The following is a 17054-nucleotide window of genomic DNA, read 5'->3' on the forward strand; positions in this document are numbered from 1 at the left end:
ACGGTTTATGCAACTAGTTGCAGAACCAGCCCCGGGGTGATGTGCCGCAGGTCACCTGCTCTCCAGCAGAACATGCAGCTCCCGCTCCTGGTCCCCGGAGGCCGAGGAGAGGTCGCGGACCGCGAACAGGGAGTCGAGGGTGGAGCGCAGCCGTTCGATGGCCCAGTAGCCGCCCTGCGCGTCGGCCTCGACGGAGGACGAGAGCCGGGGCGGGGCCGCGCACTCGTGGGCGTCGGTGACCTCGAAGGTGCCGAGCCACACCATCGGGCGGGTCTCGTGGAGCTGCTGGGGCACGTCCTCGGCGGACCGGTCGGACTCGAAGCACTGGCAGAGCACGTCGAACACGATCCGGGCGTCCTCCTTGCTGCACCCGCTGATCTCCAGGGAGACGGGTTCCTCGTGCATGCGCACACGATCCATCGTGATCGCTCCTCTCATGGCGACGGCGCGGTCGCACGAGTTCCCCCGTGCACCGCGCCACACCTTCAGAAAAGCACCACCGCCGGGCCGGGACCAGTGGCGGACCCGGCCCTTCGGCCTCAGCTCTTGGTGAACCGGTACGTCTTGCTGTCGGTCAGCACACAGAACCCGGGCGAGACGACGATCACCCGCAGGGTGCCGGTACGCCGGTCGTAGTCGATGCCCTCGGCCTCGAAGGTGCCCGAGCAGGAGCTGCGCAGCGGGAGCTGGCGCAGCGCGGTGACATGGCCGGTGACGTCGCTCGCGCCCGGCTCGGCGGCCAGGTCGATCTGGAGCAGCGGCTTGGTGATGCCGAAGAGGGTGCCCGCCGGGTCGTCGGAGGAGCACAGCAGCCGCGTCGCGGTGACGAAGTCGCAGCCCTGTACGTCGCGCACGGCGTGGTCGAGGGTGACGGTGGAGGCCTGCGGGAGGTTCGCCGAGGGCGAGGTGCTCGCGTTGACGCCGGGGGTCGGGAAGACCAGGAAGCGGGTCATGGTGCCGTACTCGCCGGACAGCATCCACTGGCCCGACGGGGCGATGGCGACCCAGGAGTTGTTGAGCGCCTCCCCGCCGCCGAGCGTGTGGACGTACTCCGACCATGCGCCGCCCGGGGACTGCACCCGGTACATCTTCGCGGTGCCCGAGTCCGCCTGGTAGGGCTCGATGTAGTAGCCGTCGTAGGAGGCGTCGGGGTCGCCGACGTGGTTCCAGCCGCGGCTGCTCACGCTCACCGGGATGGTGCCGATGCCCGTGTAGCGGTTGGCGCTGTTCGCCGGGACCTCGACCGAGGTCAGGCCCTGGCTCTCGGTGAGCGGGTCGGCGCGGTCGGAGCCGACCTCGGTCCAGGTGTCGGCGGCGCTCGCGGGCGGGGCGGTCGACAGGACGGCGGCGGCGGCGGCGAGGGCGACGAGTCCGGTCAGGGCGGCTCGGCAACGTTGCCGGGTGCGCAGGGGCATGGCGGGCGGCTCCTCGGAGGGGGGTGGGTGCGCTCGGCGGACAGTGTGGCGTCCCCGAGTGGTCATGTACAGACCAATCAGGGAACGGGGAACCGAACTTCTGGTCTGGCAGGACGCGCTCCGCCGTGTTGAGGGATGGTGGAGGAGGACGCCGATGGCGCCCCAGAGACGGTTGAACGCGGTAGAACAGGGGAGTCGGCACGGGGGACGACGTGCCGTGTGGACGGTCGAAGGCGGTGCGTGCGATGAGTGCAGCCCGGTCTCCCGTCGCCGAGGGCGACGAACCGGTGCGCGGGGCGGTACGGCCCAGCGGGCTGCTCGATGTGCTGGGCGTGGCCTCGGTGGTGCTGGACGCCCAGGGCCGCATCGTGCTGTGGAGTCCGCAGGCGGAGGAGCTGTTCGGTTACTCGGCCCGGGAGGCGCTCGGCCAGTACGCCGCCCGGATCATGGTCCACGAGCAGTACCTCGACCTCGTCGTGAAGCTCTTCGCCGACGTCATGGCCACCGGGCAGAGCTGGGCGGGCGCCTTCCCCATCCGGCGCAAGGACGGCACCACACGCCTGGTGGAGTTCCGCAACATGCGCCTCCTCGACGACCACGGGGACGTGTTCGCCCTGGGGCTCGCGGCCGACCAGTCCACCGTGCGCGGCCTGGAGCGGGAAGTGGCGCTGTCGACGCGGGTGGTGGCGCACTCCCCCATCGGCCTCGCCGTCCTGGACACCGACCTGCGCTACGTCTCCGTCAACCCGGCACTCGAACGGCTCAACGGCGTCCCCGCCGACGACCACCTGGGCCGCACGATCCACGAGGTGCTGCCCCACATAGACGCCGACGCCCTGGAGGCCGCCGCACTCCACGTCCTCAAGACCGGCCGCCCCCTCGTCGACCACGAGACCGTCGGGCACACCCCCGCCGACCCGGACGAGGAGCACGCCTGGTCGATCTCGCTGTACCGGCTGGAGGACGCCGTCGGCACCGTCCTGGGGGTGGCCGCCTCGGTCGTGGACGTCACCGAGGAGCACCGGGCGGCCGTCGAGGCGGAGGCCGCGCGGCGGCGGCTCGCCGTCATCGCGGACGCCTCCGCACGGATCGGCACCACCCTGGAGCTGGACCGCACGGCCCGCGAGCTGGCCGACGTCGCCGTCCCCGAGCTCGCCGACATGGCGGCCGTGGACCTGCTGGAGGCGGTGGTGGAGGGCAGGCGCAGCAGCCTCGGCCCCACCGAGCCGGCCGTGATCCGCGCCCTCGCCGTCAAGGCGCAGGACGAGGCCTCGCCGGCGCTCGACGCGGCGGACCCTCCCGGACAGGTCGCCCGGTACGGCCCGGACCGCCTGGTCACCGAGTGTGTGCGCACCGGCGACCCGGTGCTGGTGGCCGAGGTCGAGGAGGCCGACCTGCCGCGCATCGCCCGTTCCCCGGAGGCGGCCGGGCTGCTGGCCCGCGCGGGCGTGCACTCGTATCTGGCGGTGCCGTTGATCGCGCGCGGTGAGGTACTGGGCGCCCTGGACCTCAAGCGCACGGCCAATCCGCTGCCATTCAGCGAGGACGACCTGCTGCTGGCCCGGGAGCTGGCGGCGCGGGCGGCCGTGCAGATCGACAACGCCCGCTGGTACCAGAACGCCCGCGACACCGCGCTGACCCTCCAGCGCAGTCTGCTGCCCAGCCATCCGCCGGTCACGGGCGGCCTGGAGGTCGCCTCCCGTTACCAGCCGGCCGGGGCCACGGCCGAGGTCGGCGGCGACTGGTTCGACGTGATCCCGCTCGACGGCTGCAAGACCGCGCTCGTCGTCGGCGACGTGATGGGCAGCGGCATCAACGCCGCGGCCACCATGGGCCGGCTGCGCACCGCGACCAACACCCTGGCCTCCCTCGACCTCGAACCGGCCCGGCTCCTGGAGCACCTCGACCGGATCACGCAGGATCTGGACCACTCCATCGCGACCTGCGTCTACGCCGTCCACGACCCGCATCTGCGGCAGTGCCGGATCGCCAACGCCGGGCATCTGCCGCCGGTCCGGCTGCGCGCCGGACGCAAGCCGGAGCTCCTCGAACTGCCCACGGGGGCGCCGCTGGGCGTGGGCGGGGTGGCGTTCTCCACCACGACCGTCGACCTCGACCCCGGCGACCGGCTGGTCTTCTACACCGACGGCCTCGTCGAGACCCGCCAGCACCCGCTCGACGAACGCCTCGACGCCCTCCTGGAGCTGCTCGACGGCCCTGACCGGGCCCTGGAGGAGGTCTGCGACCTCCTGGTCCGCACCCTCCACCAGCCGGACAACTCCGACGACGTGGCCCTGCTCATCGCCCGCGCCCAGACGCCGAGTTGATCTTCGCGGACGTTCCGCGCGCGAGGATTCACAGGCAGGCATTACCCGCTTCTTATCGGCCGCCCAGGACAATCACATCAAGGCAGGGCATGGGGCCAGCACGCCGGTGGGAGCGAGCCATGACGGACGATCCGGATCAGGAAGCGACGCGGCCCGAGGTGCTCGTCGGACCCGGCGGGCCCGGGGAACCCACTCCGCTGCGGGACCGGTGGCGGCGCCGGTCCGTCCGCTCGCGTGCGGTGACGGCCGCGGCGGCCGCGGCCGCCCTCACGCTCGGCGGCGCGGCCCTCGCGTACGCCGCGACCTCGTCGGGTTCGGACGGCGGAGCGACGCCCTCCGCCTCGGCATCACCGTCACCGGGCGAGCGCGGACCCGGGCACCCGCACGGCTGGTGGCTCGGCGGTGGCGAGGGGGTGCACGGGGAGTCGACGGTGAAGGACCGCGACACCGGCAAGTGGGTCGTACGGGTGTGGCAGCGCGGCACCGTGGAGAAGGTGGACGGCGACCAGGTGACCGTCAAGAGCGAGGACGGTGCCCGGTGGACGTGGACCGTGCCGTCCGACGCCACGGTGCTGCGGGACGGCGACAAGGGCTCCGGGGCGGACGCCCTCAAGAAGGGCGACACGCTCTACCTCGCCGGCACCCGCTCCGGCGACGGCACCAGGACCGCCGACCGCGCCGTCGCCGGCACCTGGGAGAAGCCGGACCCGGGCAAGTGGCGGGACAGGATGCCGGGTCCGGAGAACTGGCGCGGCGGGTTCCCGGGACACGGACACGGCCCCGGTGACCAACCGGAGCCGTCTCCGTCGCCGTCAGAGAGCGGCGCTACGACCTGACGCCGATCACGACGTGGGCGTACAGCTCCTGCGACCCGAGCAGACGTGTCGTCAGGCCGCTGCGGGTGAAGACGTCGACGGCCGCCGGTGCCTGGCGCTCGCTCGTCTCGACGAGCAGGCAGCCGCCGGGGGCGAGCCAGTCGGGCGCCTCGGCGGCCACCCGGCGCAGTACGTCGAGGCCGTCGGAGCCGCCGTCCAGGGCCACCAGCGGTTCGTGGTCGCGGGCCTCCGCGGGCAGCAGCGCGACCTCTTCGGTGGGGACGTACGGCACGTTCGCCGCGAGGATGTCCACGCGCCCGCGGAGCCGCTCGGGCAGGGCCTCGAAGAGGTCGCCCGCGTGGACGTGACCGTCGTGGGCCGCGACGTTGCGGCGGGCGCAGCGCACCGCGGCCGGGTCGATGTCGGCGGCGTGCAGTTCGGCGCCGCCGAGGGCGTCGGCCAGGGCCGCGCCGACGGCGCCCGAGCCGCAGCACAGGTCCACGACCACGGACGCGGCCGGGGCGTGGGCGAGGGCCTGCTCGACCAGGAACTCGGTGCGGCGCCGGGGCACGAACACCCCGGGTTCGACGGTGATGCGCAGACCGCGGAACCCGGCCCAGCCGACGACGAGTTCGAGGGGGACGCCGGTCGCGCGGCGGTCCACCATGGCCGCCAGCTCGTCCGGGGTGCGGGCGGCGGCGAGGATCAACTCCGCCTCGTCCTCCGCGAAGACGCAGCCGGCGGCGCGCAGCGCGGCCACGACGGCGTCACGGGAAGCGGGAGCGGAGGGGGAAGAGGGAGACAAGGGAGGCATGGAAGCCGAGGGCCTTTCGGTAGCCGAAGGGCGCTCTCGCGGTCACCTGTTACCGGTGATCCGCGCCGACTCGGGGAGCGAGCACCCGACCTGACACAGCGGTAATGGGTCTCACCTCCTCGGTCAAGCGGCCGGGAACGTCCCCGACCGGACGGCCACCTTACCCGAAGGATCACACCCCGACCGTCTCCTCCACCTCTTCGTCCACGTCGGCCTCCTGAACCGCCGGGGCGACCTCCTCGGGCTCCCTGCCCCGCTCGTAGGCGGCGGCGACCGCCGTGGCGGCGAGCCCGAGCAGCAGCCAGATCACCAGCGTCCAGACGTTGCGGGCCAGGCCGTCGCTGCCGAAGTACAGCAGGCTGCGGGCGCCCTCGACGAACCCGGCGCCGTTCCAGAAGGCGTGCAGGGTGCCGAAGAAGCCGTTCTGGAGCTCGGGGCGGTACAGGCCGCCGGAGCTGGTGAAGTTGAGCATCACGAACAGGACCATCATCGCGAGGGTGGTCCAGCGCTTGAGGAAGGTGTGCAGGCCGACGCCGATCAGCAGGATGCCCGCGGAGTAGAGCCACGCCATGCCCCACAGGCCGGCGAGGTCGTGGTGGGCGAGATGGAAGACGGGCCCGGCGAGCAGCGCGCCGATGCCGCTGACGACCGCGGAGACACCGACCGCGAGCAGCGCCCGCACCCTCATGGGCAGGCCCGCGCCCGCGGCGCCGAGCGCGGCGACCGAGGCGTACGAGCCGATGCTCAGCGCGATCAGCAGGAAGAACAGGCCCTGCCCGGTGGGGTCGTCGGCGACGGGCGCGGCCACGTCGGTCACCTTCAGCGGCACGCCCTGTCCGGCGGCGACGGGCGTGAAGACCTTCTCCACGGCCAGCGCGTCCATGTCGGAGGCGGCACTGGCGATCACGAGCTCGGGCGTCTTCGCGCTCGGCACGTAGGCGCCGGTTATCTCACGTGACGTCAGCAGGTCGACGCCCTCGACGCGGGTGGCCACCGTACGGACGTCGAGGGCCTCCCCCGCCTTGTCCTTGACGGTCTGGGCGAACACCTTCGCCTCAGGGCCGGAGCCGACGACGGCGACCGGCAGATGGTGGGGCTCCGGGGTCACGAACGCCCCCATGTACGCGAGCCCCATGCCGAGGCACATCAGCAGCGGGGTGACCAGGTGGGTGAGCACATGGCGCAGCGCGGGCGACCTCATCGTGCGTGACCTCCGAGTTCCATGGTGGGCAACAGGTGGTTGGCTTATACAACTCTCACTTCAAGTTGTACTATACAACCAGAACTGGAAGAGGGTCCGGAGGAGGGTTTTCGTGGACGCGACCGAAGCCGTCGAGAGCATCCAGCGCGAGATGACGGCCTTCGCCCGTCGCGCCCGGGCCTCGGCGGGGCGCATGCACCCCGAGCTGTCGCTGGTCTCGTACACCCTGCTCGGACACCTGGAGGAGCGCGACGGCTGCCGGGCGACCGACCTGGCCGCGCACTACGCCCTGGACAAGTCGACGGTCAGCCGCCAGGTGGCGGCCCTGGAGCGGGCCGCGCTGGTCGAGCGGCGGGTGGACCCGGACGACCACCGGGTGCAGGTGCTGCATCTGTCGGAGGCCGGCCGGGAGATCCTCGCCCAGGTCACGGAGAGCCGCCGGGCCGCCTTCCAGGAGCGGCTGGCGGACTGGCCGGACGAGGATCTCGTACGGTTCGCCGGCTATCTCGCGCGCTACAACGCCCCCGGCACGGACCGTTCCTAGGACACCGCCACCAGCCGCTCCGGGGCGCGGGCCGCCGCGAACGCGGTCGTGCGGCGCAGCCGGAAGCCGAGGGCCTCGTACAGCCGGATGGCGTTGGTGTTCCGGGCGCTCGTGTGCAGGAACGGGGTCTCGCCCCGCTCCCTGATGCCGTGCGCGACGGCGAGGATCAGCCGGGTCGCCAGGCCCTCGCCGCGGAAGGCGGGGTCGGTGCAGACCGCGCTGATCTCGGTCCACCCCGGCGGGTGCAGCCGCTCCCCCGCCATGGCGATGAGGGCGCCGTCCCGTCGTATGCCCAGGTAGGTGCCCAGCTCGATGGTGCGGGGCAGGAAGGGGCCGGGCCGGGTGCGTTCGATCAGGTCGAGGATCTCGGGGACGTCGGCGGGGCCGAGGAGCACCGCCTCGGGTTCGGGGGCGGCGGCGAGTCCGTCGTCCACGAACTGCACGCCCTCCATCCGGAACGTGACCTCCCAGCCCTCCGGCACCTCGCCGCGGAAGCCCGGCAGCGGCACCTCGGCGCCGGGACCCGCGAGCGCCGCGAGGTCCGCCCAGTCGTCCGGGGTGGGGTCCTCGGGGAGCGCGAGCCACGGGGAGACGTCGACGGGGTAGCGCAGGACGCGGCCACGCCGTTCGGCGAAGTGGGCGTGCGGGCCGGTGAGGGAGGCCAGGGCGGGGTTGTCCAGGACGTGGGCCGCGTCCACGCGCGCGGTGCCGAGCTCGCTCATCGGGCGACCTCGATGACGACCTTGCCGCGGGCGTGGCCTTCCTCGACGGTACGCAGCGCCTCGCCGGCCTCGTCGAGGGGGAAGCGCCGGATGACGTGCGGGTCGAGGCCGCCGTTCACCACGAGCCGGGCCAGGGCGTCCAGGACGGCCGTCGTGCGGGCCCGGGCGACGCGGGCACCGCCGAGTTCGGCCACCACCTCGGGCGGCGCCCCCGCGGTGATGAGCTTCGTCCGGTCGGTGAGGAGCTGCGCCGCCTCGGCCAGCACCGCGCCGCCGACCAGGTCGTAGACCCCGTCGACGCCGTCCGGTGCCGCCGCGGCGGCGCGCTCGGTCCAGCCCGGCCCGGAGGGGACGTGGACGGCCCCGAGCGACTCGACGAAGTCCTTCTTGCCCTCGCTCGCGACGCCGAGCACCCGCACCCCGTCCGCCCGGGCGATCTGCACAGCAGCGGCACCCACCCCGCCGCCCGCGCCGGTGACCAGCAGCGTCGCCCCGCTCGGCAGGTCGAGCTGGCGGACCCCGTCGTACGCGGTCGCGGCGGCGACGGGCAGGGTCGCGGCGTCGGCGAAGGACAGCCCGGCGGGCTTGTGCGCGGTGAGCGCGGCGGGCAGCAGCGCGTACTCGGCGTACCCACCGGCCGCGGTGTTGCCGAACACCTCGTCGCCCACGGCGAACCCGTCCACGTCCGCGCCGATCTCCTCGACGACGCCCGAGACCTCGCTGCCGAAGACGACCGGGAAGACCGGTTCGCCGGAGTCCGTGGGACGGCGGTAGCCGGTGCGGAGCTTCCAGTCGATGGGGTTCACGCTCGCGACGCGCACCGCGACCAGGATCTGACCGGGGCCGGGGACGGGCCGGTCGACCTCGACGAGGGCCTCCGTCTCCGGTCCGCCGGACCGCGTGAACACGTACGCCTTGGGCATGGCTCCCACTCTCCTTCGCTCGCGCCGGGCATCAGACGGCAAGGAAGATCGGCGGACGGCTATTCCCCGGGCGGCGGAGAGTTCATACGCGCTTAATGAATGCGGCGGTGTTCATACGGCCGTCATGATCAGACCCTCTGACCAGGGACGGAGCAGGGGCGTCGACAGCGTACGGTTGAACCATGAACGTCACCCGAGGCTTCACCGGACGCCCCCGCGTCCCCGACGCCGGGCTGCCACCCGGTCAGTACGACGCGGGCGACGACTGGCCCGTGCTGTCCGCGGAGGTCACGCCGGAGCTGTCGCCGGCCGACTGGACCTTCCGTGTCGACGGGCTGGTCGAGGAACCCCGCACCTGGGACTGGGAGGAGGCGCACGCGCTGCCCGGTTCGGTGTACGAGGGCGACATCCACTGTGTGACGAGCTGGTCGAAGTTCGGCGTCCGGTTCGGGGGCGTGTCCCTGGACGCGTTCCTGGACGCCGTACGCCCGCGGGCGGCCGCCACCCATGTCGTCGCGTACTCGCACACCGGGTACACCACGAACCTGCCGCTGGCGGACCTGACCGGTGGACGGGCGTGGCTCGCCTGGGAGTTCGACGGCAAGCCGCTGTCCGCCGAGCACGGCGGTCCGGCGCGGCTGCTGGTGCCGCATCTGTACTTCTGGAAGAGCGCCAAGTGGATCGCGGGGCTGCGGATCCTCGACCACGACGAGCCCGGGTTCTGGGAGCAGAACGGCTATCACGCGCGGGGCAACCCGTGGGAGGAGCAGCGGTACTCCGGTGACTGAGACCCTCTCGACCTTCACTCCGCCGACGCGGTTCGCCGTGCCCGGGCGCATCGCCGTGAGCAACCGGGCCGCCGCGCTGTGGCAGACGGCCACGCTCACCGAGATCCGCCGGGAGACTCCGCACGCCGCCACCTACCGGTTCGCGGTGCCCGCCTGGGCGGGGCATCTGCCCGGCCAGCACCTGATGCTGCGGCTGACGGCCGAGGACGGCTATGTGGCCCAGCGCCACTACTCGATCGCCTCCGCGCCCGACGACGAGGGGCACATCGAGCTGACCCTGGACCATGTCGAGGGCGGTGAGGTGTCGGGCTGGTTCCACACCGTGGCCAGGCCCGGCGACCAGGTCGAGGTGCGCGGCCCGCTGAGCGGCTTCTTCGCCTGGCCCGGCGACCGGCCCGCGCTGCTGATCGGCGCCGGCTCCGGCGTCGTACCGCTGATGTCGATGGTGCGGCACCGCCGGGCGCGGCGGTCGGACGTCCCGCTGCGCCTCCTGGTGTCCGCGCGCAGTCCCGAGGAGCTCATCTACGCGGGCGAGTTGGGTGCCGAGACCACACCCGTGTTCACGCGGAGCGCGCCCGCGGGGGTGCCGGTGGGACGTATGGCCGCCGCCCATGTGGCGCCGCTCCTGGCCGAGGCGCCGGAGGGCGGGTGGGAGGCCTATGTGTGCGGGTCCAACGCCTTCGCCGAGCACGCGTCACGGCTGCTGGTGGCGGCCGGGCAGCCGGTGGACCGGATCCGGATCGAGCGCTTCGGCTGACCCCTCCCGACGCCGTGCGCGGCCACGGACTCCGGGTGGACAATGGCCTGCATACGGGGTATCGGAGACCGATGTGGGCACTCGCACCAGTGCGAGGAGGTCGACATGCGAACCCGGGTCCGCGGCTGGCGCTGGCGGCACAATCCGCTGCGGCGCCGGTCGGACGTCGTCGAGGCGTGGACAACGCTGGTCGTCGTCCTGCTGCTGCTCGTCGTCGCGCCGCTGGCCGGGGCGCTGACGGCCCGGTGGGCACACTCCGAGGCGCAGGCGGTGGCGGTGGCCCAGCGCGCCGACCGCCACAGCGTGCGCGCCGAGGTCGTCGGCGGGATCCCGAACGAACTGCCCACAGTCCAGGGCAGCCGGGCGCACACCTTCCGCACGACGGTCACCTGGACCGAGCCGGGCGAGGGGCGCAGGACGGCCACCGCCCGGGTGCCGGCCGGGTCGCGCGACGGTGACATGGTCACGGTGTGGTTCGACAGCCGGGGGCGCAACGTCCCGGAGCCGACGGACGCCGTCTCCGTCTGGCAGCACACCGTCACCATGGGCGTGTGCGCGAGCGCCGGGACGGTCGGCGTGATCCTTCTCGGCCGGCTCGCCGTACGCCATGTGGCCACCCGCCGCCGCCTCGCCGAGTGGGAGGCGGAGTGGGCCCGTACGGAACCGGAGTGGACGCGCCGCCGGCCGGCATGAGCGGACGCCCCGCGGCCGCCGTCCCGGTCGTCACCGCTCGCGCTCGATGCCCTGCCTCTCATGGCCCCGCACCCTCGGGCGTCACCCGTCGATGCCCTGCATCCGCCGCGCCACCCTGCCGTGGTCCCGCAACGCGTCCCGCAGCCCCGGCAGCACCGGCTCCCCCCGGTCCACCAGCACCCGGCCCGCGACCACCGTCGTCCACGCGCGCGCCGGTCCGCAGCGCAGCCACGCCTCCACGGGGTCGGTCAACGCACCCGCGAGGGCGATCTCGTGGAGGTCCCAGACGACCAGGTCGGCGCAGGCGCCGGGGCGCAGATGGCCGATCTCGTCGGCGCGGCCGAGACAGCGGGCCGAGCCGCGGGTGGCCATGTCGAGGGCGTCCCGGGCGGTCATGGCGCCGGGGCCGCCGCGGTAGCGGCCGAGCAGCAGGGCGCCCCGCGTCTCCATCCAGAGGGAGGCGTGGTCGGTGGAGGCGGAGCCGTCGCAGCCGATGCCGACGGGCAGGCCGAGCTCGCGCATCTCCCGCACCCGGGCCGTGCCGCCGCCGATCAGCATGTTGGAGCTGGGGCAGTGGGCCACACCGACGCCCGCGTCCGCCAGGCGGCGCAGCTCGGCGTCGTTCGGGTAGATGCAGTGCGCCACCCAGGTGCGGTCGCTCATCCAGCCGCAGTCCTCGAAGTACTCCACGGGCCGGCAGCCGTACGTCTCCAGGCAGTACGTGTCCTCGTCGTGGTCCTCGGCGAGATGGGTGTGGAGGCGGACGTCATGCCGCTCGGCGAGTTCGGCGGTGGCCGTCATGACCTCCCTGGTCACCGAGAACGGCGAGCAGGGCGCGAGCGCGACCCGGATCAGGGCGCCCGGTTCGGGGTCGTGATGCGCCTTGATCAGCCGCTCGCTGTCGGCGAGCACCTCGTCGATCGACTGCGTGACGCTCTTCGGCGGCAGTCCCCCGTCCTCGACGGACCGTGTCATCGAGCCGCGGGTGGCGTGGAAGCGGAAGCCGATGTCGCGGGCGGCGCGGATCTCGGCGTCGACCAGGCGCGGGCGTGGGTGGACGTAGAGGTGGTCGGAGGACGTGGTGCAGCCGCCCATGAGGAGTTCGGCCATGCCGACGTACGCCGAGACGTAAGCGGCCTCCTCGTCGAGGGCGGCCCACAGCGGGTAGAGCGTGGTCAGCCAGTCGAAGAGGGTGCCGTTCACGGCGGGGGCGTAGGAGCGGGTGAGGTTCTGGTAGATGTGGTGGTGGGTGTTGACCAGCCCGGGCGTGACCAGCCGGCCGGCGGCCGACACGGTCGTATCGGCCTCGGGTTCGTTCCCCGCCGTTCCTACGGCGGTGACCCGACCACCTGTGACGGCCACCCAGCCGCCCCGGATCTCCCGCTCCCCGTCGACGACGAGCAGGTCGGCGTCCCTGACCAGCAGTTCGACATTCCGAACAGGCACTTCGGAGGCAGCTGACATGGCGCCATCGTAGGCCCGTGACCGGGCAAGGGCCTGGTGATTCGTCGGACCACCCACGTACGGTGTGATCATCCGCACCTGTCATCCACACGTCTCATCCGCACCTCATCCCAAAGGCGGTCCTACATGGCCCTGTTCGACCTTCCCCTCGATGAGCTCCGCACGTATCGCAGCACTTCGCCGGAGCCCGAGGACTTCGACGCGTTCTGGTCCAAGACCCTCCAGGAGGCCCGGGAGCACGACCTGGACGCCCGCTTCGAGCCCGTCGACACGGGGCTGTCCACGGTGCGGGTGTACGACGTGACGTTCGCCGGGTTCGGCGGTCACCCGGTGAGGGGCTGGCTGACCCTGCCCGCCGGAGCGGAGGAACCGCTCCCGGTCATCGTGGAGTTCATGGGGTACGGCCTCGGGCGCGGGCTGCCGCACGAGCATCTGCTGTGGGCCTCCTCGGGCCGGGCGCACTTCGTGATGGACAGCCGCGGCCAGGGCAGCGGCTGGGGCGGCGGGGGTGCCACGGCCGACCCGGTCGGCGCGGGGCCCGCCTACCCCGGTTTCATGACCCGGGGCATCGAGTCGCCCGAGACCTACTACTACCGCCGCCTGTTCACCGACGCCGTGCGGGCCGTCGAGGCGGCCCGTTCGCATCCGCTCGTCGACCCCGCGCGCACCGCCGTCACCGGCGTCAGCCAGGGCGGCGGTATCACCCTCGCGGTGGGCGGCCTGGTGCCGGACCTGGTGGCGGTCGCGCCGGACGTGCCGTTCCTGTGCCACTTCCCGCGCGCGACGACCATGACGGACAGTCACCCGTACCGCGAGATCGGCATGTTCCTCAAGACGCACCGCGGCCGCACCGAGGACACCCTGCGCACCCTCTCCTACTTCGACGGTGTCCACTTCGCCGCGCGCGGCAGCGCCCCGGCCCTCTTCTCGACGGCCCTGGAGGACACGGTCTGCCCGCCCTCCACCGTCTTCGCCGCCTTCAACAACTGGGCGCACGAGGACCGGGAGATCGAGGTGTACGACTTCAACGACCATGAGGGCGGCGGCCCTTACCAGGAGGCGGTCAAGCTGCGCTGGCTGCGCTCGCACCTCTGACGGACGTCGCACACCTTCCCTCCAGTCCGACCAGTCGGTACGTTCAATGGGCCCGGGTCGCAGCGTCGCGGCCCGGCTTTCCGGTGTGCGACACGGAGGCCGCCCATGTCCGAGCACGAATCCCTGGTCCAAGGCCACTGCGACGAGCGGTTCGCGGCGGTGCGGACCGCGTTCGAGGAGAACTTCCGGGACCGGGGCGAGCTGGGCGCCGCCGTGGCCGTGACGGTCGACGGCCGGACCGTGGTGGATCTGTGGGGCGGCTGGGCCGACGCGGCACGCACCCGCCCGTGGGAGCGGGACACGCTGGTCAACGTGTGGTCGACGTCGAAGGGACCGACGGCCCTGTGCGCCCACGTGCTCGCCGACCGCGGGCTGCTCGACCTCGACGCACCGGTGGCCACCTACTGGCCGGAGTTCGCGGCGGCGGGCAAGGAGAAGGTGCTCGTACGGCATCTGCTGTCGCACCGGGCCGGACTGGCCGGGCCGCGTGAGCCGCACTCCCTCCAGGAGCTCTACGACTGGGAGTTCACCACACGCCGGCTCGCGGCGACCGAGCCCTGGTGGGAGCCCGGCACTCAGTCGGGCTATCACGCGCTGACCTACGGCTTCCTGGTCGGGGAGGTGGTACGGCGGGTGTCGGGACTGCTGCCGGGGGCCTTCCTGCGCCGGGAGGTGACCGGGCCGCTCGGCATCGACTTCAGCATCGGCCTGCCGGAGAAGGAGTACGGCCGGGCGGCGGAGCTGGAACACATGGCACCGCCGGCGAACGGCCAACAGGGCGCGGCGGCCGTGCAGTTGCCGCCCCTGGCGCTGGCCGCGCTGGCCAACCCCCTGATGGGCGCGGCGGACGCCAACTCGGCCGCCTGGCGGGCCGCGGAGATCCCGGCCGCCAACGGGCACGGCACCGCGCGTGCGGTGGCCCAGCTGTACGGCGTCTTCGCATGCCGGGGGACCTGGGACGGCCGTCGCGTCCTGTCCCCCGAGGCGGCCGAGCGGGTGCGCGAGGGGCAGGGCAGCTGCCGTGACCTGGTGCTGGGCGCCGGGCTCGGCCGGGACACCGAGGTGGCGCTCGGGCTGTGGCTGAGCGGGGACGGGGGATCGTACGGACCCAACCCGCGCGCTTTCGGACACGACGGCTTCGGAGGTTCCTGCGGTCTCGCGGACCCGGAGGCGGGGGTGTCACTCGGGTACGTCATGAACCGCATGGGGCCTCGAATCGCCGACGATCCGCGGAAGACGGCGCTCGTCGAGGCCCTCTACAGCGCCCTGTGACGGGCGGTCCGGTTTCGGCCGAACCGGCGGGCCTCTCTTCCCAGGTGGTTTAGACCAATGCTAGATCTGGTGGCGCAATGAGCCCGCACGGCTACGGCACGTCACTACAGGAGGCGCGGCATGGCCCGCACCACCCCGCACCAGGTCCAGGACCAACCGCTGTACCGGAAGGTCGCCACGCAACTCCTCGGGGAACTGCGCGACGGCACCGTCCCGCCCGGTGAACGGCTGCCGAGCGAGCGGCGGTTGGCCGAGCGGTACGGCGTCAGCAGGGAGACCGTACGGCAGGCTCTGGAGGTGCTCCGGCGCGGTGGCATGGTCGCCACCGACCGGCGCGGCAGCCATGCCGCCCTGCCCGGGGAGCCGGTCCGGGCCCCGTCGGCGCTCGCGTTTCCGGTCGGCGCCGCTCCCGCCGTCGCCGCCGACCGGGCCACCGTCACCTGGGAGACTCCCCCGCCGGAGCACGCCGAGGCGCTCGGGCTCGCCCCGCACCGGCCGACGCTGGTGCACCGCTACGAGTCGGCGGGTTCGGGAGGCCGCCGTACGGCCGTGACGTCCTTCTCCGCGGTGGCGCTCGCCGAGGTCGAGGAGCTGGCCCGGTACCGGGAGCGGGCCGACGGCACCGCCTCGGCGCAGCTGTGGCGGGCCTACGACTGGATGCGCAGGGCGGGCCTGACCCTGCACCACCGCGACTCCATCACCCCGCTGGCGGACGCGCCCGCGGTACGGGTGACCCGGCGGGTGCACGACCAGTACGCCCGGCCACTGGAGATCACCGACCTGGTGCTCGACGACCGACAGGGCGCGCTGGTCTACGAGTTCACGCTGCCGGCCGACGGAAGTACGGCCGCACCACGGAGTCCGCGGGATCCGGCCGTGCGGTGACGAGTCGCTCAACTGCCGTACCAGCCACAGGCCGTTGCCGTTCTCCTGCCGTCGGAGCCGTGCCGGCCGCAGGAAGCGGTCCTTCAGCCGGGCAGGCTCGCCACCATCATCCGCACCCGCGGGCTGCCGTCACCCCGGCGTCCGAACTCGGGCAGGGGTTCGAGGTCGACGCGGAAGCCCGCGGCTTCCAGTTCCCGGCGGACGTCCCCCAGCCGGAAGGCCCGGTAATACATGACGAACGGCGGCCGCCAGACGGCGTTCCGTACCCGCATGACCAGGTCGAAGCCAAGGAGCATCCAGTAGCCGAGGGACCCCGGGCGGGGCGGTGCGACGACGGGGAACGCGAAGCAGCCGCCCGGTCGCAGCACGGAGCGGACCTGGCCGAACAGCCCGGGCAGCTCGCGCGACAGGAAGTGCCCGAACGCCCCGAAGCTGACGACGAGGTCGAAGGCGGCGCCGAACGGCAGGGCACGGGCGTCGGCGCGGACCCAGTCCACGCGGGGCCCGGCAGCGGCGGGCCGTACGCGCTCTCGGGCCACGGCGAGCATGCCGTTGCTGAAGTCCACCCCGGTCACGCTCTCCCGGCACACCCGCGCGAGCACCCCGGCTCCGGCACCGGTCCCGCAGCACAGGTCGAGGCCGGCGTCGAAGGGACCCCTGCGGGCCAGGGCCCGGCCGACGGAGTCCAGCACGGGGTCGGGTGTACGGAACGGCGTGTGGTCGAACTTGGGGGCGAGCAGGTCGTAGCCGCGTTCCACGGACGACAGGGCCTGGACGGCGAGTTCGCGGAGGCTCGGGCCTTCGGGGCTGAACATCGCGTCAGCTTAGGGGAGCGCCCGCCCGCGCCCGTGGACATCCCGCCCCCCGCGGTCTACCCTCAAACGCACTTACTCAATTAATTGACTACGAGGTGAGGTCGGATGCGCGCTTTCCGCGAGGCGGTCGAGGCCTGGGACTTCGACGCCGTCGAGGCACTGCTGGCGGAGGACGTCGTCTTCACCAGCCCGGTCGTCTTCAAGCCGTACCCCGGAAAGGCGATCACGGCGGCGATCCTGCACGGCGTCTCGCGGGTCTTCGAGGACTTCCGCTACGTACGGGAGATCGAGGGCACGGACGGGGAGCACCACGCCCTGGTCTTCGAGGCACGGGTGGGCGACCGCCGGCTCACCGGCTGCGACTTCCTGCACGTCAACGGCGACGGCTTGATCGACGAGTTCACGGTCATGGTCCGCCCGCTGTCGGGCGCCCAGGCCCTGGCGGAGGCGATGGGCGCCCAGTTCGCCCGCATCGAGGAGGAGGCGCGGGCGCGGCTCGCGTGAGACGGCCGCGTCCGCGAGCG

The 17054-nt window shown here is 73.0% G+C and carries 18 protein-coding genes; 10 read left to right on the forward strand and 8 right to left on the reverse strand.

Annotated features, from left to right (window positions below):
• Positions 1–51 precede the first annotated feature (51 nt).
• Complete coding sequence (locus EJC51_RS06545) at positions 52–420, reverse strand: hypothetical protein (RefSeq protein ID WP_126270160.1); 369 nt, start codon at positions 418–420, stop codon at positions 52–54.
• 119 nt (positions 421–539) lie between these two features.
• A complete protein-coding gene (locus tag EJC51_RS06550) occupies positions 540–1415 on the reverse strand; it encodes a hypothetical protein (RefSeq protein ID WP_126270161.1) in 876 nt (291 codons plus the stop codon).
• A 245-nt stretch (positions 1416–1660) separates the two neighbouring features.
• Here EJC51_RS06550 and EJC51_RS06555 point away from each other — a divergent pair, with 245 nt between their 5' ends.
• Positions 1661–3742, forward strand: a complete 2082-nt coding sequence (locus tag EJC51_RS06555; RefSeq protein ID WP_126270162.1) for a SpoIIE family protein phosphatase — start codon at positions 1661–1663, stop codon at positions 3740–3742.
• A 119-nt stretch (positions 3743–3861) separates the two neighbouring features.
• A complete protein-coding gene (locus EJC51_RS06560; RefSeq protein ID WP_126270163.1) occupies positions 3862–4578 on the forward strand; it encodes a DUF5666 domain-containing protein in 717 nt (238 codons plus the stop codon).
• On the opposite strand, the gene EJC51_RS06565 is transcribed toward EJC51_RS06560, so the two are convergent.
• On the reverse strand, positions 4568–5371 hold the full coding sequence (locus EJC51_RS06565) for a putative protein N(5)-glutamine methyltransferase (protein WP_126270164.1): 804 nt from the start codon (positions 5369–5371) through the stop codon (positions 4568–4570). The two genes, EJC51_RS06560 and EJC51_RS06565, sit on opposite strands and share 11 nt — an antisense overlap.
• A 172-nt stretch (positions 5372–5543) precedes the next feature.
• Positions 5544–6572, reverse strand: coding sequence for an ABC-2 transporter permease (locus tag EJC51_RS06570; RefSeq protein ID WP_126270165.1), 1029 nt, complete (start codon positions 6570–6572; stop codon positions 5544–5546).
• Positions 6573–6723: 151 nt separating this feature from the next.
• Between EJC51_RS06570 and EJC51_RS06575 the strand changes: the two genes are divergently transcribed.
• A complete protein-coding gene (locus EJC51_RS06575) occupies positions 6724–7116 on the forward strand; it encodes a MarR family winged helix-turn-helix transcriptional regulator (protein WP_126276843.1) in 393 nt (130 codons plus the stop codon).
• Here EJC51_RS06575 and EJC51_RS06580 read toward each other — a convergent pair.
• Together EJC51_RS06580 and EJC51_RS06585 are read right to left on the reverse strand one after the other, a co-directional pair.
• Positions 7113–7838 carry a GNAT family N-acetyltransferase gene (locus EJC51_RS06580; RefSeq protein ID WP_126270166.1) on the reverse strand — a complete coding sequence of 242 codons (726 nt, stop codon included), beginning with the start codon at positions 7836–7838 and terminating at the stop codon, positions 7113–7115. The two genes, EJC51_RS06575 and EJC51_RS06580, sit on opposite strands and share 4 nt — an antisense overlap.
• Entirely contained in the window at positions 7835–8761 is a 927-nt protein-coding gene (locus EJC51_RS06585; RefSeq protein WP_126270167.1) for an NADP-dependent oxidoreductase, read from the reverse strand. The genes EJC51_RS06580 and EJC51_RS06585 overlap by 4 nt, the downstream gene beginning before the upstream one ends.
• 182 nt (positions 8762–8943) lie before the next feature.
• On the opposite strand from EJC51_RS06585, the gene EJC51_RS06590 reads away from it, so the two are divergent.
• The 3 genes from EJC51_RS06590 (at position 8944) to EJC51_RS06600 (ending at position 10999) form a co-directional block, all read left to right on the forward strand.
• Positions 8944–9549 (forward strand): sulfite oxidase-like oxidoreductase, encoded by a 606-nt coding sequence (locus EJC51_RS06590; protein ID WP_126270168.1) that lies wholly within the window; start codon positions 8944–8946, stop codon positions 9547–9549.
• The gene (locus tag EJC51_RS06595) at positions 9542–10306 is read left to right on the forward strand and encodes a ferredoxin reductase (RefSeq protein ID WP_126270169.1); all 765 of its coding nucleotides are present in this window, start codon (positions 9542–9544) and stop codon (positions 10304–10306) included. The genes EJC51_RS06590 and EJC51_RS06595 overlap by 8 nt, the downstream gene beginning before the upstream one ends.
• 105 nt (positions 10307–10411) lie before the next feature.
• Positions 10412–10999 carry an Rv1733c family protein gene (locus EJC51_RS06600; RefSeq protein ID WP_126270170.1) on the forward strand — a complete coding sequence of 196 codons (588 nt, stop codon included), beginning with the start codon at positions 10412–10414 and terminating at the stop codon, positions 10997–10999.
• 81 nt (positions 11000–11080) lie between these two features.
• Here EJC51_RS06600 and EJC51_RS06605 read toward each other — a convergent pair whose 3' ends face one another.
• Positions 11081–12463: an 8-oxoguanine deaminase gene (locus tag EJC51_RS06605; protein ID WP_126270171.1), complete on the reverse strand. Its 1383-nt coding sequence runs from the start codon at positions 12461–12463 to the stop codon at positions 11081–11083.
• 126 nt (positions 12464–12589) lie between these two features.
• On the opposite strand from EJC51_RS06605, the gene EJC51_RS06610 reads away from it, so the two are divergent.
• The 3 genes from EJC51_RS06610 (at position 12590) to EJC51_RS06620 (ending at position 15715) form a co-directional block, all read left to right on the forward strand.
• Positions 12590–13558, forward strand: a complete 969-nt coding sequence (locus EJC51_RS06610; RefSeq protein ID WP_126270172.1) for an acetylxylan esterase — start codon at positions 12590–12592, stop codon at positions 13556–13558.
• A gap of 105 nt (positions 13559–13663) precedes the next feature.
• On the forward strand, positions 13664–14830 hold the full coding sequence (locus tag EJC51_RS06615; protein WP_126270173.1) for a serine hydrolase domain-containing protein: 1167 nt from the start codon (positions 13664–13666) through the stop codon (positions 14828–14830).
• A gap of 120 nt (positions 14831–14950) precedes the next feature.
• Positions 14951–15715, forward strand: coding sequence for a GntR family transcriptional regulator (locus EJC51_RS06620; protein WP_126270174.1), 765 nt, complete (start codon positions 14951–14953; stop codon positions 15713–15715).
• 83 nt (positions 15716–15798) lie between these two features.
• Here EJC51_RS06620 and EJC51_RS06625 read toward each other — a convergent pair whose 3' ends face one another.
• Positions 15799–16530: a class I SAM-dependent methyltransferase gene (locus tag EJC51_RS06625; RefSeq protein WP_126270175.1), complete on the reverse strand. Its 732-nt coding sequence runs from the start codon at positions 16528–16530 to the stop codon at positions 15799–15801.
• Between the two features lie 105 nt (positions 16531–16635).
• Here EJC51_RS06625 and EJC51_RS06630 point away from each other — a divergent pair, with 105 nt between their 5' ends.
• Positions 16636–17034: a nuclear transport factor 2 family protein gene (locus EJC51_RS06630; RefSeq protein ID WP_126270176.1), complete on the forward strand. Its 399-nt coding sequence runs from the start codon at positions 16636–16638 to the stop codon at positions 17032–17034.
• Positions 17035–17054: the final 20 nt, after the last annotated feature.

This window comes from Streptomyces aquilus (assembly GCF_003955715.1).
GTDB lineage: Bacteria > Actinomycetota > Actinomycetes > Streptomycetales > Streptomycetaceae > Streptomyces > Streptomyces aquilus.

Coding starts and splice junctions, on each gene's coding strand:
- EJC51_RS06590 (WP_126270168.1), top strand. CDS start 8,944: ATGAACGTCACCCGAGGCTTCACCGGACGCCCCCGCGTCCCCGACGCC.
- EJC51_RS06585 (WP_126270167.1), bottom strand. CDS start 8,761: ATGCCCAAGGCGTACGTGTTCACGCGGTCCGGCGGACCGGAGACGGAG.
- EJC51_RS06605 (WP_126270171.1), bottom strand. CDS start 12,463: ATGTCAGCTGCCTCCGAAGTGCCTGTTCGGAATGTCGAACTGCTGGTC.
- EJC51_RS06580 (WP_126270166.1), bottom strand. CDS start 7,838: ATGAGCGAGCTCGGCACCGCGCGCGTGGACGCGGCCCACGTCCTGGAC.
- EJC51_RS06570 (WP_126270165.1), bottom strand. CDS start 6,572: ATGAGGTCGCCCGCGCTGCGCCATGTGCTCACCCACCTGGTCACCCCG.
- EJC51_RS06550 (WP_126270161.1), bottom strand. CDS start 1,415: ATGCCCCTGCGCACCCGGCAACGTTGCCGAGCCGCCCTGACCGGACTC.
- EJC51_RS06575 (WP_126276843.1), top strand. CDS start 6,724: ATGACGGCCTTCGCCCGTCGCGCCCGGGCCTCGGCGGGGCGCATGCAC.
- EJC51_RS06610 (WP_126270172.1), top strand. CDS start 12,590: ATGGCCCTGTTCGACCTTCCCCTCGATGAGCTCCGCACGTATCGCAGC.
- EJC51_RS06620 (WP_126270174.1), top strand. CDS start 14,951: ATGGCCCGCACCACCCCGCACCAGGTCCAGGACCAACCGCTGTACCGG.
- EJC51_RS06625 (WP_126270175.1), bottom strand. CDS start 16,530: ATGTTCAGCCCCGAAGGCCCGAGCCTCCGCGAACTCGCCGTCCAGGCC.
- EJC51_RS06545 (WP_126270160.1), bottom strand. CDS start 420: ATGGATCGTGTGCGCATGCACGAGGAACCCGTCTCCCTGGAGATCAGC.
- EJC51_RS06555 (WP_126270162.1), top strand. CDS start 1,661: ATGAGTGCAGCCCGGTCTCCCGTCGCCGAGGGCGACGAACCGGTGCGC.
- EJC51_RS06615 (WP_126270173.1), top strand. CDS start 13,664: ATGTCCGAGCACGAATCCCTGGTCCAAGGCCACTGCGACGAGCGGTTC.
- EJC51_RS06560 (WP_126270163.1), top strand. CDS start 3,862: ATGACGGACGATCCGGATCAGGAAGCGACGCGGCCCGAGGTGCTCGTC.
- EJC51_RS06630 (WP_126270176.1), top strand. CDS start 16,636: ATGCGCGCTTTCCGCGAGGCGGTCGAGGCCTGGGACTTCGACGCCGTC.
- EJC51_RS06565 (WP_126270164.1), bottom strand. CDS start 5,371: ATGCCTCCCTTGTCTCCCTCTTCCCCCTCCGCTCCCGCTTCCCGTGAC.
- EJC51_RS06600 (WP_126270170.1), top strand. CDS start 10,412: ATGCGAACCCGGGTCCGCGGCTGGCGCTGGCGGCACAATCCGCTGCGG.